This window comes from Streptomyces albospinus (genome assembly GCF_014648695.1).
In the GTDB taxonomy this organism is placed as follows: domain Bacteria; phylum Actinomycetota; class Actinomycetes; order Streptomycetales; family Streptomycetaceae; genus Streptomyces; species Streptomyces albospinus.
This window is the reverse complement of sequence record NZ_BMRP01000009.1, coordinates 80,252-95,160: the sequence shown is the minus strand read 5'-3', so window position 1 is coordinate 95,160 and position 14,909 is coordinate 80,252. Positions and strand designations below refer to the sequence as shown.

Genomic DNA, 14,909 nt, shown 5'->3' with positions numbered 1-14,909 from the left:
AGATACTGCCGCACCCGCGCGCCGCAGGCATAGGCCCCGCCGCGAACGAAGGCACCACCGGAAAAGCGTGCGGGGCCGGAACGCGCTCCGGCCCCGCATCACCCGCGCCCGGGTGCCGGCGCTACTTCGCCTCCGCCAGCAGCTTCTGGAGCCGGGAGACGCCCTCGACCAGGTCCTCGTCGCCCAGGGCGTACGAAAGCCGCAGGTAGCCGGGGGTGCCGAAGGCCTCGCCCGGGACGACGGCGACCTCCGCCTCTTCCAGGATCAGCTCGGCCAGCTCGACGCTGGACTGCGGGCGCTTGCCGCGGATCTCCTTGCCCAGCAGCTCCTTCACCGACGGGTACGCGTAGAACGCGCCCTCCGGCTCCGGGCACAGCACACCGTCGATCTCGTTGAGCATCCGCACGATCGTCCTGCGGCGCCGGTCGAAGGCCACCTTCATCTCCTCGACGGCCGTGAGGTCGCCGGTGACGGCCGCGATGGCCGCCGCCTGCGCCACGTTGGAGACGTTGGAGGTGGCGTGCGACTGGAGGTTCGTGGCGGCCTTGATGACGTCCTTCGGGCCGATCGCCCAGCCCACCCGCCAGCCGGTCATCGCGTACGTCTTCGCGACACCGTTGACGATGATGCACTTGTCGCGCAGCTCCGGCACGACCACCGGCAGCGACGAGCTGAGTCCTTCAGCGCCGGCGCGCGCGGCCGCGTCGCCGTAGACCAGGTGCTCGTAGATCTCGTCGGTCAGCACCCACAGGCCGTGCTCGGCGGCCCAGCGGCCGACCGCCTCGACCTGCTCGCGGGGGTAGACCGCGCCGGTCGGGTTCGACGGCGATACGAACAGCAGGACCTTGGTGCGCTCCGTACGGGCGGCCTCCAGCTGCTCGACCGTCACGCGGTAGCCGGTGGTCTCGTCGGCGACCACGTCGACCGGCACACCGCCCGCGAGCCGGATCGACTCCGGGTAGGTGGTCCAGTACGGCGCCGGCACGATGACCTCGTCGCCCGGGTCCAGGATGGCGGCGAACGCCTCGTAGATGGCCTGCTTGCCACCGTTCGTCACCAGGACGTTCGCGGCCTCGATCTCGTAGCCGGAGTCGCGCAGCGTCTTCGCCACGATCGCGGACTTCAGCTCGGGGAGGCCGCCGGCCGGGGTGTAGCGGTGGTACTTCGGGGTGCGGCATGCCTCGACGGCGGCCTCGACGATGTAGCCGGGCGTGGGGAAGTCGGGCTCACCGGCGCCGAAGCCGATCACCGGGCGCCCGGCGGCCTTGAGGGCCTTGGCCTTGGCGTCGACGGCGAGGGTGGCGGACTCGGAGATCGAACCGATGCGGGCGGAGACCCGGCGGTCGGCGGGGGACGGTGCGGAAGGAGTGGCAGCGCTCATACAGGCATCGTCGCAGACCGCTCTCCGGCCCGGAACGTGGGTTTGCGGGCGCCACCCGGGACGTTTCTGTTCGACGCCCGGCTCTGAACCACGTACACTCGCTGACCGTTGGCTCCCAACGGGCCGCCGCGGTGCACGAACTTAGTGCAGTCGGCCGCATGCGGTAGGTTGGGGGAACCACAAAGGGTCGTAGCTCAATTGGTAGAGCACTGGTCTCCAAAACCAGCGGTTGGGGGTTCAAGTCCCTCCGGCCCTGCTACACGCACTTCGTCACCAAAGTGCGTGCACGCGTACGTATGAAATGCACCGCCGTGCGGCTCAACCGGGCGCGGCACGGCCACGACCCGGATTCAGGTGAGGACGAGTGACGGACGCCCTGGGCTCCATCGACATGCCTGAGCGTGGTCGTTCCGAGGACGACGCCACGGAATCCCAGAAGAAGCCCCGCCGCGGAGGCAAGCGCGGCAAGAAGGGTCCCTTCGCGCGGCTTGCGCTCTTTTACCGCCAGGTCATTGCGGAACTCCGTAAGGTCGTCTGGCCCACGCGCAGCCAGCTGTCGACGTACACCAGTGTGGTGATCGTCTTCGTTGTCATCATCATCGGTCTCGTAACCGTGATTGACTTGGGAATCAACCGAGTCGTCGGGTACGTCTTCGGCTGATCCCGCGGAGGGGCGCCTGCGCGGGCGCCATTTCGCATGTTCAACCCCTTGAAGCCAGGAAGAAGCAGCCACCGTGTCTGACCCGAACCTGAACGACGCCGCCGAATCCGCCGAGACGGCAGCGGCCGACGTTGACGCGGCTGCCTCGGCCGAGGTCGAGGGCGACGACACCGAGCGCGAGATCGTCGAGGCCGCTGACGCCATCGACGAGTTCGACGCCGAGGAAGCCGCAGCCGGCGAGCCCGCCGAGGAAGCCGCGGTGCACGTCGAGGACGAGGACGAGGCCCTCGCTGAGGACGAGTCCGCCGAGGAGCAGGAGCCGGTCGACCCGGTGGCCGCCCTCCGCGACGAACTGCGTGGCCTCCCCGGCGAGTGGTACGTCATCCACACCTACGCGGGCTACGAGAACCGCGTGAAGACCAACCTCGAACAGCGCGCCGTCTCGCTGAACGTCGAGGACTACATCTTCCAGGCCGAGGTGCCGCAGGAAGAGGTCGTCCAGATCAAGAACGGTGACCGCCGTACGGTCCGCCAGAACAAGCTCCCGGGCTATGTGCTGGTGCGCATGGACCTGACGAACGAGTCCTGGGGCGTGGTCCGCAACACCCCGGGCGTCACCGGCTTCGTCGGCAACGCCTACGACCCGTACCCGCTGACCCTGGACGAGATCGTCAAGATGCTCGCCCCGGAGGCCGAGGAGAAGGCCGCCAAGGAGGCCGCCGCGGCCGAGGGCAAGCCGGCGCCGTCCCGCAAGGTCGAGGTCCAGGTCCTGGACTTCGAGGTGGGCGACTCGGTCACCGTCACCGACGGCCCGTTCGCCACGCTTCAGGCGACGATCAACGAGATCAACGCCGACTCGAAGAAGGTCAAGGGCCTGGTCGAGATCTTCGGCCGCGAGACCCCGGTCGAGCTCAGCTTCGACCAGATCCAGAAGAACTAGGTTCTTCCGGAGCATCAGCCACCGACCAGGTCAGACGGGCACACTGCCGGTCTGACCTGCTCGGTTTTTGGCCGCGCGACCATACCCGTTATCGTTGTGCGGTATGCCTCCATCCGGATGACCGGATTGCGGGGCGAACCACCTCTCACTAGGACCCGGAGAGAGCATGCCTCCCAAGAAGAAGAAGGTCACGGGGCTTATCAAGCTCCAGATCCAGGCCGGTGCCGCGAACCCGGCTCCGCCGGTCGGCCCCGCGCTGGGTCAGCACGGCGTCAACATCATGGAGTTCTGCAAGGCCTACAACGCCGCGACCGAGTCGCAGCGTGGCATGGTCGTGCCGGTGGAGATCACGGTCTACGAAGACCGTTCCTTCACCTTCGTCACCAAGACCCCGCCGGCCGCGAAGCTCATCCTGAAGGCTGCGGGCGTGGAGAAGGGCTCCGGCGAGCCGCACAAGACCAAGGTCGCCAAGATCACCGAGGCGCAGGTCCGCGAGATCGCCACCACCAAGATGCCCGACCTGAACGCCAACGACCTGGACGCCGCGTCGAAGATCATCGCCGGCACCGCCCGTTCCATGGGCATCACGGTCGAGGGCTGAACCTCCGCCCCTCAAGGCACCCATGTGGCAGGACCAGGCGCTGGTCCGCACCACGACTCCACCCACTGCATCAGGAGCAGAAGTGAAGCGCAGCAAGACTCTTCGCAACGCGGACGCGAAGATCGACCGGGAGCGTCTGTACGCCCCGCTCGAGGCCGTCCGTCTCGCCAAGGACACCACGTCCGCCAAGTTCGACGCGACCGTCGAGGTTGCCATGCGTCTGGGCGTCGACCCGCGCAAGGCCGACCAGATGGTCCGTGGCACCGTGAACCTCCCGCACGGCACCGGTAAGACCGCCCGGGTCCTGGTCTTCGCGACCGGTGACCGTGCTGCGGCAGCGGAAGCCGCCGGCGCCGACATCGTCGGCTCGGACGAACTGATCGACGAGGTCTCCAAGGGCCGCCTGGACTTCGACGCCGTCGTCGCCACCCCGGACCTCATGGGCAAGGTCGGCCGCCTCGGCCGCGTGCTCGGTCCCCGTGGTCTGATGCCGAACCCGAAGACCGGCACCGTCACCCCGGATGTCGCCAAGGCTGTCACCGACATCAAGGGCGGCAAGATCGAGTTCCGCGTGGACAAGCACGCGAACCTCCACTTCATCATCGGCAAGGTCTCCTTCGACGAGACCAAGCTGGTGGAGAACTACGCCGCCGCGCTTGAGGAGATCACCCGTCTCAAGCCGTCCGCCGCCAAGGGCCGTTACATCAAGAAGACGACCATCGCCACCACGATGGGCCCCGGCGTCCCGGTCGACCCCAACCGCACCCGCAACCTCCTCGTCGAGGACGAGGCCGTCTGATCTCTCTGATCGACGCGCCTCATCGCGTGTGATTCACACCGTCAGGCCCCGCTCTCCGTACGGAGAGCGGGGCCTGACGCGTTCATAACAGCACCTGCCGGAAGCCCAGTTGGTGGCCTGCACTACAGTCCCCTGCGAGGTCCATAAAGGAATCAAAGGGGGAGCCTCAAGTGCGCAGCACGCGTATAGCCGCCGCCGTGGCGGCGGGAGTTGTCATGCTGGCCGGTCTGACCGCCTGTAACAAGGGCGGCACCAACAACGGCACCGGCGGTGGCAGCAGCAGCGGCGGTGGGGGCAGTGACGCAGCAGGGGCGAAGTCTCCGCTGGAGGCCGCGCTGGCCTCGCTGAAGACGGCCTCGCAGCAGACGAGCGACAAGAAGTCCGCGAAGATCGACGGCACGCAGAAGGTGGGGCCGTCCTCGCGCACCATGAAGGGCGCGATGGACTGGTCGAACGGCATCAACATGACCGTCGACATCACCACGACCGGCGGCCCCATGGCCGGCAAGCCCATGAAGGCGGTCTACACGCCGCAGTCGATGTACATGAACATGGGCATGCCCATGGGCGGCAAGAACTGGATCAAGTACGACTACGACGCCCTGGCCAAGAAGAGCCCGCTCGGCTCCGTGCTCAAGGACGCGATGCAGAACAACGACCCGGTCAAGTCGGTGAACCTGCTCATCGCCTCCGGCAAGGTCCAGCAGGCCGGCAAGGAGGACGTCCGCGGCGTGCAGGCGACCCACTACACCGGCACGGTCGACGTGGCCGAGATGGTCAAGATGCAGTCCAAGAGCCTCAGCGAGTCCGACCTGAAGGCGCTGGAGGCGCAGCTCCAGCAGGCCGGTGCGACGAAGGAGACCATCGACCTGTGGATCGGCCCGGACAACCTGCTCGTGAAGAAGCGTGAGCAGATGGACGGCAAGAACGCGTCGGACTCGACGGTCTTCTACTCGGACTACGGCACCAAGGTCTCGGTGACCCCGCCGCCGGCGAGCGACACCATGACGCCGCCCGGCGCCTGACGAGCGAGCGTGCGGTGGGGCGTCCGCGACGTCCCACCGCAGCCGATTTGCCTGAGCGCAGGCCGCTCCCGTACGGTGTCCCGGAAGCCAAAGACCGCTGGTTGTCTCTGCGCGTCCGGTATCGGGCGTGTGGTGGCCGAAGGATCCGCTAGCTGCGGACGGCCTGCGCAGGTGAATGAGGAAGATCTCCCGGGTGTGAGCCTGGTCGAGTATCGCCCCGTGCGCCTGCGCCGGGGCGTTTGTTTTGCCCAGCCCCTTCTGCGCGGTCCTCATCACCCGGAAGGAGGCCGAGGCTCATGGCGACGTCTGACAAGAACGCAGCAGTTGCGGAGATCACGGAGAAGCTCCGCGACTCCAACGCAGCTGTTGTGACTTCGTACACCGGACTGACTGTGGCGCAGCTCAAGGAGCTCCGCCGTTCTCTCGGCGAGAACGCTCAGTACCGTGTGGTGAAGAACACGCTGACCAAGATCGCGGCCAAGGAGGCCGGGATCGAGCTGGACGAGCACCTCAAGGGCTCGACCGCTGTTGCCTTCGTGACCGGTGACCCGGTCACGGCGGCGAAGGGTCTTCGTGACTTCGCCAAGGAGAACCCCGCTCTCGTCATCAAGGGCGGTGTCCTTGACGGCAAGGCGCTGTCCGCCGACGAGATCAAGAAGCTTGCGGACCTCGAGTCCCGCGAGGTTCTGCTCGCCAAGCTGGCGGGCGCCATGAAGGGCAAGCAGTCCCAGGCTGCCGCGCTCTTCCAGGCGCTTCCCTCGAAGTTCGTCCGCACCGCGGAGGCGCTTCGTGCCAAGAAGGCCGAGCAGGGCGGTGCCGAGTAATTCGGCTCGCACATTGACCGCCGCCTGAGGCGACGGTCGAAGCGGGCCCAACGTACGCCCGCCGACATGTACATCCGGCACCAGCCGATTTAGTGGAAGGATCGCCCATCATGGCGAAGCTCAGCCAGGAAGACCTGCTCGCGCAGTTCGAGGAGATGACCCTCATCGAGCTCTCCGAGTTCGTGAAGGCGTTCGAGGAGAAGTTCGACGTCACCGCTGCCGCCCCGGCCGCCGTTGCCGTTGCCGGCCCGGGTGCCCCGGCCGCCGCCGAGGCCGAGGAGCAGGACGAGTTCGACGTCATCCTGACCGGCGCCGGCGACAAGAAGATCCAGGTCATCAAGGTCGTGCGTGAGCTGACCTCCCTGGGTCTGAAGGAGGCCAAGGACCTCGTCGACGGCACCCCGAAGCCCGTCCTGGAGAAGGTCGCCAAGGAGGCCGCGGAGAAGGCTGCCGAGTCCCTCAAGGCCGCCGGCGCCTCCGTCGAGGTCAAGTGACCCCAGTGAGTCGCTGAGACTCACGTCCTGAGCGCCTGAGGGCGTACACGGACACAGCGAAGGGCGATCACCCATGCGGGTGGTCGCCCTTCGTCGTGCAAGCCACGGCTGCATTGCCTCGCGCCGGAGTGCGAGTATGGTGATCTTCGTTGCCCGGACGCGCCTCCATGTGACGATCTCCCTGAGGTGGGGGGCCTTGACGAACCGGACGCGGCGCGCAATTCTCGGGACGCGACGCAGAAGCGATCCAGGGTTCGAGGCATGGATCGCCGACGAAGAGGGAAGCATCGGTGTGCGCCACTGGCGCAGGGCTTTCGGCAGGCGCAGGGCATTGGGCGTGGAGAAGAACAACGAGGGGCTCCTCCGGATCGGGGGGCACGACCTCCCGGAGGGAGAAGATCGGTATCACGGTGCTGTACCGGTCTCCGGAAACTCGCTCTGGACATCAGTGTGCCAAGTGGCTACACTGACCCTTTGCGCTGCCTGTTAGCTGCTCCCTGCCCGTCACCAGGGGCATACCCGAGCCCGAGCAAAGCTGAATGAACCGCCCTGACCTGGGCTTTCCCTCAGTCTGCTCGATTCGGGACCGGTACGCGCGTAGTGAGTCCGAGCCCTCGGAAGGACCCCCTCTTGGCCGCCTCGCGCAACGCCTCGACTGCCAATACGAACAACGGCGACAGCACCGCCCCGCTGCGCATCTCTTTTGCGAAGATCAAGGAGCCCCTCGGGGTTCCGAACCTCCTTGCGCTGCAGACCGAAAGCTTCGACTGGCTGCTCGGCAATGCCGCATGGAAGGGTCGCGTCGAGGCTGCGCTGGAGAGTGGGCAGGAAGTTCCCACCAAGTCCGGTCTCGAAGAGATCTTTGAAGAGATCTCCCCGATCGAAGACTTCTCCGGGTCGATGTCGCTGACGTTCCGCGACCACCGCTTCGAGCCCCCGAAGAACTCCATCGACGAGTGCAAGGAGCGCGACTTCACGTACGCGGCTCCGCTGTTCGTCACCGCGGAGTTCACCAACAACGAGACCGGCGAGATCAAGTCCCAGACGGTCTTCATGGGCGACTTCCCGCTCATGACCCCCAAGGGCACCTTCTGCATCAACGGCACCGAGCGTGTCGTCGTCTCGCAGCTGGTCCGCTCGCCGGGCGTCTACTTCGACAGCTCGATCGACAAGACGTCCGACAAGGACATCTTCTCCGCCAAGATCATCCCGTCCCGGGGTGCCTGGCTGGAGATGGAGATCGACAAGCGCGACATGGTCGGCGTGCGTATCGACCGCAAGCGCAAGCAGTCCGTGACCGTCCTGCTCAAGGCGCTCGGTTGGACGACCGAGCAGATCCTCGAGGAGTTCGGCGAGTACGAGTCGATGCGCGCCACCCTGGAGAAGGACCACACCCAGGGCCAGGACGACGCGCTGCTCGACATCTACCGCAAGCTGCGCCCGGGCGAGCCGCCGACCCGCGAGGCCGCGCAGACGCTGCTGGAGAACCTCTACTTCAACCCCAAGCGCTACGACCTCGCGAAGGTCGGCCGCTACAAGGTCAACAAGAAGCTCGGCGGCGACGAGCCGCTGGACGCCGGTGTGCTGACCACCGATGACGTCATCGCCACGATCAAGTACCTGGTCAAGCTGCACGCCGGCGAGACCGAGACGATCGGCGAGAACGGCAACAGCATCGTTGTCGAGACCGACGACATCGACCACTTCGGCAACCGCCGTCTGCGCAACGTCGGCGAGCTGATCCAGAACCAGGTCCGTACGGGTCTCGCCCGTATGGAGCGCGTCGTGCGCGAGCGCATGACCACCCAGGACGTCGAGGCGATCACGCCGCAGACCCTGATCAACATCCGGCCGGTCGTCGCCTCCATCAAGGAGTTCTTCGGCACCAGCCAGCTGTCCCAGTTCATGGACCAGACCAACCCGCTGTCGGGTCTGACCCACAAGCGCCGTCTGTCGGCGCTGGGCCCGGGTGGTCTCTCCCGTGAGCGGGCCGGTCTGGACGTCCGTGACGTGCACCCCTCGCACTACGGCCGCATGTGCCCGATCGAGACCCCCGAAGGCCCGAACATCGGTCTGATCGGTTCGCTCGCGTCGTACGGCCGGGTCAACGTCTTCGGCTTCATCGAGACGCCGTACCGCAAGGTCGTCGACGGCCAGGTCACGGAGGAGGTGGACTACCTCACCGCTGATGAGGAGGACCGCTTCCTGATCGCCCAGGCGAACGCGAAGCTCACCGAGGACATGCGCTTCGCCGAGCAGCGTGTGCTGGTCCGCCGCCGTGGCGGCGAGGTCGACCTCGTCCCCGCCGACGAGGTGGACTTCATGGACGTCTCGCCGCGCCAGATGGTGTCGGCCGCGACCGCCATGATCCCGTTCCTGGAGCACGACGACGCCAACCGCGCGCTCATGGGATCGAACATGATGCGCCAGGCCGTTCCGCTGATCAAGGCGGAGTCGCCGCTGGTCGGCACCGGCATGGAGTACCGCTGCGCGGTCGACGCCGGCGACGTCATCAAGGCCGAGAAGGACGGTGTGGTCCAGGAGGTCTCCGCGGACTACATCACCGTCGCCAACGACGACGGCACGTACACCACGTACCGCGTCGCCAAGTTCACCCGCTCCAACCAGGGCACCTCCTTCAACCAGAAGGTCGTCGTGGACGAGGGTGCGCGGGTCGTCGAGGGCCAGGTCCTCGCCGACGGTCCGTCCACCGAAGAGGGCGAGATGGCCCTCGGCAAGAACCTGCTCGTCGCGTTCATGCCGTGGGAGGGCCACAACTACGAGGACGCGATCATCCTGTCGCAGCGCCTCGTGCAGGACGACGTCCTCTCCTCGATCCACATCGAGGAGCACGAGGTCGACGCCCGTGACACCAAGCTGGGCCCCGAGGAGATCACCCGGGACATCCCGAACGTCTCCGAGGAGGTCCTCTCCGACCTCGACGAGCGCGGCATCATCCGGATCGGTGCCGAGGTCGTCGCCGGCGACATCCTCGTCGGCAAGGTCACGCCCAAGGGTGAGACCGAGCTGACCCCCGAGGAGCGCCTGCTCCGCGCGATCTTCGGTGAGAAGGCGCGCGAGGTGCGCGACACCTCGCTGAAGGTGCCGCACGGTGAGATCGGCAAGGTCATCGGCGTCCGCGTCTTCGACCGTGAAGAGGGCGACGAGCTGCCCCCGGGCGTGAACCAGCTGGTCCGCGTCTACGTCGCACAGAAGCGCAAGATCACCGACGGTGACAAGCTCGCCGGCCGCCACGGCAACAAGGGCGTCATCTCGAAGATCCTGCCGGTCGAGGACATGCCGTTCCTGGAGGACGGCACCCCGGTCGACATCATCCTCAACCCGCTGGGTGTCCCGTCCCGAATGAACCCGGGACAGGTCCTGGAGATCCACCTCGGCTGGCTCGCCAGCCAGGGCTGGAAGGTCGAGGGCTCCGAGGAGTGGCAGCAGCGGCTCCAGGCGATCGGCGCCGACGACGTCGCACCGCGCACCAACGTCGCGACCCCGGTCTTCGACGGTGCGCGCGAGGACGAGCTCGCGGGTCTCTTCGACTCGACGCTCCCCAACCGCGACGGCGAGCGGATGGTCAAGAGCTCCGGCAAGGCCCAGCTGTTCGACGGCCGCTCCGGCGAGCCGTTCCCGGACCCGATCTCGGTCGGGTACATGTACATCCTCAAGCTGCACCACCTGGTCGACGACAAGCTGCACGCCCGCTCGACCGGTCCGTACTCGATGATCACCCAGCAGCCGCTGGGTGGTAAGGCCCAGTTCGGTGGCCAGCGGTTCGGTGAGATGGAGGTGTGGGCGCTGGAGGCTTACGGCGCCGCGTACGCCCTCCAGGAGCTGCTGACGATCAAGTCCGACGACGTGACCGGCCGCGTGAAGGTCTACGAGGCCATCGTCAAGGGCGAGAACATCCCCGAGCCCGGCATCCCCGAGTCCTTCAAGGTGCTTATCAAGGAGATGCAGTCCCTGTGCCTCAACGTGGAGGTGCTGTCCTCGGACGGCATGTCCATCGAGATGCGCGACACCGACGAGGACGTCTTCCGCGCTGCGGAGGAGCTCGGCATCGACCTGTCCCGGCGCGAGCCGAGCAGCGTCGAAGAGGTCTGACGGGTCTGGTCGGGACCGCCTCGTGCAGAGGAGGTCCCGGCCCCGCCCCGGACCCCGTACAGACCATAGAGACACGACCCTGAGAGGGATTGACGCATAGTGCTCGACGTCAACTTCTTCGACGAGCTGCGGATCGGCCTTGCCACCGCTGACGACATCCGTCAGTGGTCCCACGGTGAGGTCAAGAAGCCGGAGACCATCAACTACCGCACCCTCAAGCCCGAAAAGGACGGACTCTTCTGCGAGAAGATCTTCGGTCCGACCCGGGACTGGGAGTGCTACTGCGGTAAGTACAAGCGCGTCCGCTTCAAGGGCATCATCTGCGAGCGCTGCGGCGTCGAGGTCACTCGCGCCAAGGTGCGCCGTGAGCGGATGGGCCACATCGAGCTGGCCGCTCCCGTTACCCACATCTGGTACTTCAAGGGTGTGCCGAGCCGGCTGGGCTACCTGCTGGACCTCGCCCCCAAGGACCTCGAAAAGGTCATCTACTTCGCCGCCTACATGATCACGTGGGTGGACGAGGAGCGCCGTACGCGCGACCTGCCCTCGCTGGAGGCCCACGTCTCCGTCGAGCGCCAGCAGATCGAGCAGCGCCGCGACTCCGACCTTGAGGCCCGCGCCAAGAAGCTCGAGACCGACCTGGCCGAGCTGGAGGCCGAGGGCGCCAAGGCGGACGTGCGCCGCAAGGTGCGCGAGGGCGCCGAGCGCGAGATGAAGCAGCTGCGCGACCGTGCGCAGCGCGAGATCGACCGCCTCGACGAGGTCTGGAACCGCTTCAAGAACCTGAAGGTCCAGGACCTGGAGGGCGACGAGCTCCTCTACCGCGAGCTGCGTGACCGCTTCGGCACGTACTTCGACGGCTCCATGGGCGCCGCTGCGCTTCAGAAGCGCCTGGAGACCTTCGACCTGGAGGAGGAGGCCGAGCGCCTCCGCGAGATCATCCGGACCGGCAAGGGCCAGAAGAAGACCCGTGCGCTCAAGCGCCTCAAGGTCGTCTCCGCCTTCCTCCAGACCCGCAACAGCCCCAAGGGCATGGTGCTGGACTGCATCCCGGTGATCCCGCCGGACCTGCGTCCGATGGTGCAGCTGGACGGTGGCCGCTTCGCGACCTCCGACCTGAACGACCTGTACCGCCGTGTGATCAACCGCAACAACCGCCTGAAGCGGCTTCTCGACCTCGGCGCGCCCGAGATCATCGTGAACAACGAGAAGCGCATGCTCCAGGAGGCCGTGGACGCGCTCTTCGACAACGGCCGTCGTGGTCGCCCGGTGACGGGCCCCGGCAACCGTCCGCTGAAGTCGCTGTCCGACATGCTCAAGGGCAAGCAGGGCCGCTTCCGTCAGAACCTGCTCGGCAAGCGCGTCGACTACTCGGCCCGTTCCGTCATCGTCGTCGGCCCGCAGCTCAAGCTGCACCAGTGCGGTCTGCCCAAGGCCATGGCGCTGGAGCTCTTCAAGCCGTTCGTGATGAAGCGCCTGGTGGACCTGAACCACGCGCAGAACATCAAGAGCGCGAAGCGCATGGTCGAGCGTGGCCGCACCGTCGTGTACGACGTCCTCGAAGAGGTCATCGCCGAGCACCCGGTGCTGCTGAACCGTGCGCCGACCCTGCACCGCCTCGGTATCCAGGCGTTCGAGCCGCAGCTGGTCGAGGGCAAGGCCATCCAGATCCACCCGCTCGTCTGCACCGCGTTCAACGCGGACTTCGACGGTGACCAGATGGCCGTGCACCTGCCGCTGTCCGCGGAGGCGCAGGCCGAGGCCCGCATCCTGATGCTGTCCTCGAACAACATCCTCAAGCCGGCCGACGGCCGTCCGGTCACCATGCCGACCCAGGACATGGTGCTCGGCCTCTTCTTCCTCACCACGGACGAGGAGGAGCGCGAGGTCAAGGGCGAGGGCCGGGCCTTCGGCTCGGTCGCCGAGGCGATCATGGCCTTCGACGCCCGCGAGCTCTCGCTCCAGGCCAAGGTCGACATCCGCTTCCCGATCGGTACGGTTCCGCCCCGCGGCTGGACCCCGCCGGTCGCGGAGGAGGGCGAGCCCGAGTGGCAGCAGGGTGACAGCTTCCGGCTGCGCACCACCCTGGGCCGCGCGCTCTTCAACGAGCTGCTGCCCGAGGACTACCCGTTCGTCGACTACTCGGTGGGCAAGAAGCAGCTCTCCGCGATCGTCAACGACCTGGCGGAGCGCTACCCGAAGGTCATCGTGGCGGCGACGCTCGACAACCTGAAGGCGGCCGGCTTCCACTGGGCCACCCGTTCCGGCGTCACCGTCGCCGTCTCCGACATCGTCGTGCCGGAGGCCAAGAAGGGGATCGTCGCGGGCTACGAGGCCCAGGACGAGAAGGTCCAGAAGCAGTACGAGCGCGGTCTGATCACCAAGGACGAGCGCACGCAGGAGCTCATCAACATCTGGACCAAGGCGACCAACGAGGTTGCCGAGGCGATGAATGAGAACTTCCCGAAGACCAACCCCATCTTCATGATGGTGGACTCCGGTGCTCGCGGAAACATGATGCAGATGCGTCAGATCGCGGGTATGCGTGGTCTGGTGTCCAACGCCAAGAACGAGACCATCCCGCGGCCCATCAAGGCGTCGTTCCGTGAGGGTCTCTCCGTGCTGGAGTACTTCATCTCCACGCACGGTGCCCGTAAGGGTCTGGCGGACACCGCCCTCCGTACCGCCGACTCGGGTTACCTGACCCGTCGTCTGGTCGACGTCTCCCAGGACGTCATCATCCGCGAGGAGGACTGCGGCACCGAGCGCGGTCTCAAGCTGCGGATCGCCTCGAAGGACGCCGCCGGTGTCCTGCGCAAGGCGGACGACGTCGAGTCCAGCGTCTACGCCCGCATGCTGGCCGAGGATGTCGTCGTCGACGGCAAGGTCGTCGCCCCGGCGAACGTCGACCTCGGTGACGTGCTCATCGACGCGCTGGTCAACGCGGGTGTCGAGGAGGTCAAGACCCGCTCGGTCCTGACCTGTGAGTCCGCGGTCGGCACCTGCGCCTTCTGCTACGGCCGTTCGCTGGCCACCGGCAAGCTGGTCGACATCGGTGAGGCGGTCGGCATCATCGCCGCCCAGTCCATCGGTGAGCCCGGCACCCAGCTGACGATGCGTACCTTCCACACCGGTGGTGTGGCCGGTGACGACATCACCCTGGGTCTGCCGCGTGTCGTCGAGCTCTTCGAGGCCCGTACGCCCAAGGGTGTCGCCCCGATCTCGGAGGCGGCCGGCCGCGTCCGGATCGAGGAGACCGAGAAGACCAAGAAGGTCATCGTCACGCCGGACGACGGCAGCGACGAGACGTCGTACGGCGTCTCCAAGCGCGCCCGGATGCTGGTGGGCGAGGGCGACCACGTCCAGGTCGGCCAGCCGCTGACCGTCGGCGCGATCAACCCGCACGACGTGCTGCGGATCCTCGGCCAGCGCGCCGTCCAGGTCCACCTGGTCGGCGAGGTCCAGAAGGTCTACAACAGCCAGGGCGTGGCGATCCACGACAAGCACATCGAGATCATCATCCGGCAGATGCTGCGCCGCGTGACGATCATCGAGTCCGGCGACGCGGAGCTGCTGCCGGGCGAGCTCGTGGAGCGCACGAAGTTCGAGGGCGAGAACCGTCGCGTCGTGGCGGAAGGCGGCCACCCGGCCTCCGGCCGTCCGCAGCTGATGGGTATCACCAAGGCTTCGCTGGCCACCGAGTCCTGGCTGTCGGCGGCGTCCTTCCAGGAGACGACCAGGGTCCTGACGGACGCGGCGATCAACGCCAAGTCCGACTCCCTGATCGGCCTCAAGGAGAACGTCATCATCGGTAAGCTCATCCCGGCCGGTACGGGCCTGTCCCGCTACCGCAACATCCGGGTCGAGCCCACCGAGGAGGCCAAGGCCGCGATGTACTCGGCCGTCGGTTACGACGACATCGACTACTCGCCCTTCGGCACCGGCTCCGGCCAGGCGGTCCCGCTGGAGGACTACGACTACGGTCCGTACAACCAGTAATCCCGCACCGCGGAACAGCAACAGGGCGGCCACCCTTCGGGGTGGCCGCCCTGCGGCGTTCGGCCGCCCGTG

The 14,909-nt window shown here is 66.9% G+C and carries 10 protein-coding genes and 1 tRNA gene; 10 read left to right on the top strand and 1 reads right to left on the bottom strand.

The annotated features are described in order from the left end of the window. Nucleotides 1-121 precede the first annotated feature (121 nt). A complete protein-coding gene (locus tag IEZ17_RS14885) occupies nucleotides 122-1,381 on the bottom strand; it encodes a pyridoxal phosphate-dependent aminotransferase (RefSeq protein WP_189300243.1) in 1,260 nt (419 codons plus the stop codon). Between the two features lie 183 nt (nucleotides 1,382-1,564). On the opposite strand from IEZ17_RS14885, the gene IEZ17_RS14880 reads away from it, so the two are divergent. From IEZ17_RS14880 to IEZ17_RS14835, 10 genes are all read left to right on the top strand, one after another. After that, nucleotides 1,565-1,637 (top strand) — tRNA-Trp (locus tag IEZ17_RS14880). A 108-nt stretch (nucleotides 1,638-1,745) separates the two neighbouring features. Next, nucleotides 1,746-2,042 carry a preprotein translocase subunit SecE gene (secE, locus tag IEZ17_RS14875; RefSeq protein ID WP_159503147.1) on the top strand — a complete coding sequence of 99 codons (297 nt, stop codon included), beginning with the start codon at nucleotides 1,746-1,748 and terminating at the stop codon, nucleotides 2,040-2,042. A gap of 73 nt (nucleotides 2,043-2,115) precedes the next feature. Beyond that, nucleotides 2,116-2,982 carry a transcription termination/antitermination protein NusG gene (gene nusG / locus IEZ17_RS14870; protein ID WP_189300242.1) on the top strand — a complete coding sequence of 289 codons (867 nt, stop codon included), beginning with the start codon at nucleotides 2,116-2,118 and terminating at the stop codon, nucleotides 2,980-2,982. A gap of 166 nt (nucleotides 2,983-3,148) precedes the next feature. Further along, on the top strand, nucleotides 3,149-3,583 hold the full coding sequence (rplK, locus tag IEZ17_RS14865) for a 50S ribosomal protein L11 (RefSeq protein ID WP_016571043.1): 435 nt from the start codon (nucleotides 3,149-3,151) through the stop codon (nucleotides 3,581-3,583). Between the two features lie 82 nt (nucleotides 3,584-3,665). After that, entirely contained in the window at nucleotides 3,666-4,382 is a 717-nt protein-coding gene (rplA, locus tag IEZ17_RS14860; protein WP_189300240.1) for a 50S ribosomal protein L1, read from the top strand. A 170-nt stretch (nucleotides 4,383-4,552) separates the two neighbouring features. After that, nucleotides 4,553-5,407: an SCO4651 family lipoprotein gene (locus IEZ17_RS14855; RefSeq protein ID WP_308427652.1), complete on the top strand. Its 855-nt coding sequence runs from the start codon at nucleotides 4,553-4,555 to the stop codon at nucleotides 5,405-5,407. 296 nt (nucleotides 5,408-5,703) lie between these two features. Then, nucleotides 5,704-6,231 (top strand): 50S ribosomal protein L10, encoded by a 528-nt coding sequence (gene rplJ / locus IEZ17_RS14850; RefSeq protein WP_189300238.1) that lies wholly within the window; start codon nucleotides 5,704-5,706, stop codon nucleotides 6,229-6,231. A 110-nt stretch (nucleotides 6,232-6,341) separates the two neighbouring features. Next, the gene (gene rplL, locus IEZ17_RS14845) at nucleotides 6,342-6,725 is read left to right on the top strand and encodes a 50S ribosomal protein L7/L12 (RefSeq protein WP_189300235.1); all 384 of its coding nucleotides are present in this window, start codon (nucleotides 6,342-6,344) and stop codon (nucleotides 6,723-6,725) included. Nucleotides 6,726-7,355: 630 nt separating this feature from the next. Continuing rightward, a complete protein-coding gene (gene rpoB / locus IEZ17_RS14840; RefSeq protein WP_189300234.1) occupies nucleotides 7,356-10,838 on the top strand; it encodes a DNA-directed RNA polymerase subunit beta in 3,483 nt (1,160 codons plus the stop codon). A gap of 99 nt (nucleotides 10,839-10,937) precedes the next feature. Beyond that, a complete protein-coding gene (locus IEZ17_RS14835) occupies nucleotides 10,938-14,837 on the top strand; it encodes a DNA-directed RNA polymerase subunit beta' (protein WP_189300233.1) in 3,900 nt (1,299 codons plus the stop codon). Nucleotides 14,838-14,909: the final 72 nt, after the last annotated feature.

Bases quoted from the DNA above. Each gene is read 5' to 3' on its own strand.
- rplL (WP_189300235.1), top strand. From the start codon at position 6,342: ATGGCGAAGCTCAGCCAGGAAGACCTGCTCGCGCAGTTCGAGGAGATG.
- rplK (WP_016571043.1), top strand. From the start codon at position 3,149: ATGCCTCCCAAGAAGAAGAAGGTCACGGGGCTTATCAAGCTCCAGATC.
- IEZ17_RS14885 (WP_189300243.1), bottom strand. From the start codon at position 1,381: ATGAGCGCTGCCACTCCTTCCGCACCGTCCCCCGCCGACCGCCGGGTC.
- rplJ (WP_189300238.1), top strand. From the start codon at position 5,704: ATGGCGACGTCTGACAAGAACGCAGCAGTTGCGGAGATCACGGAGAAG.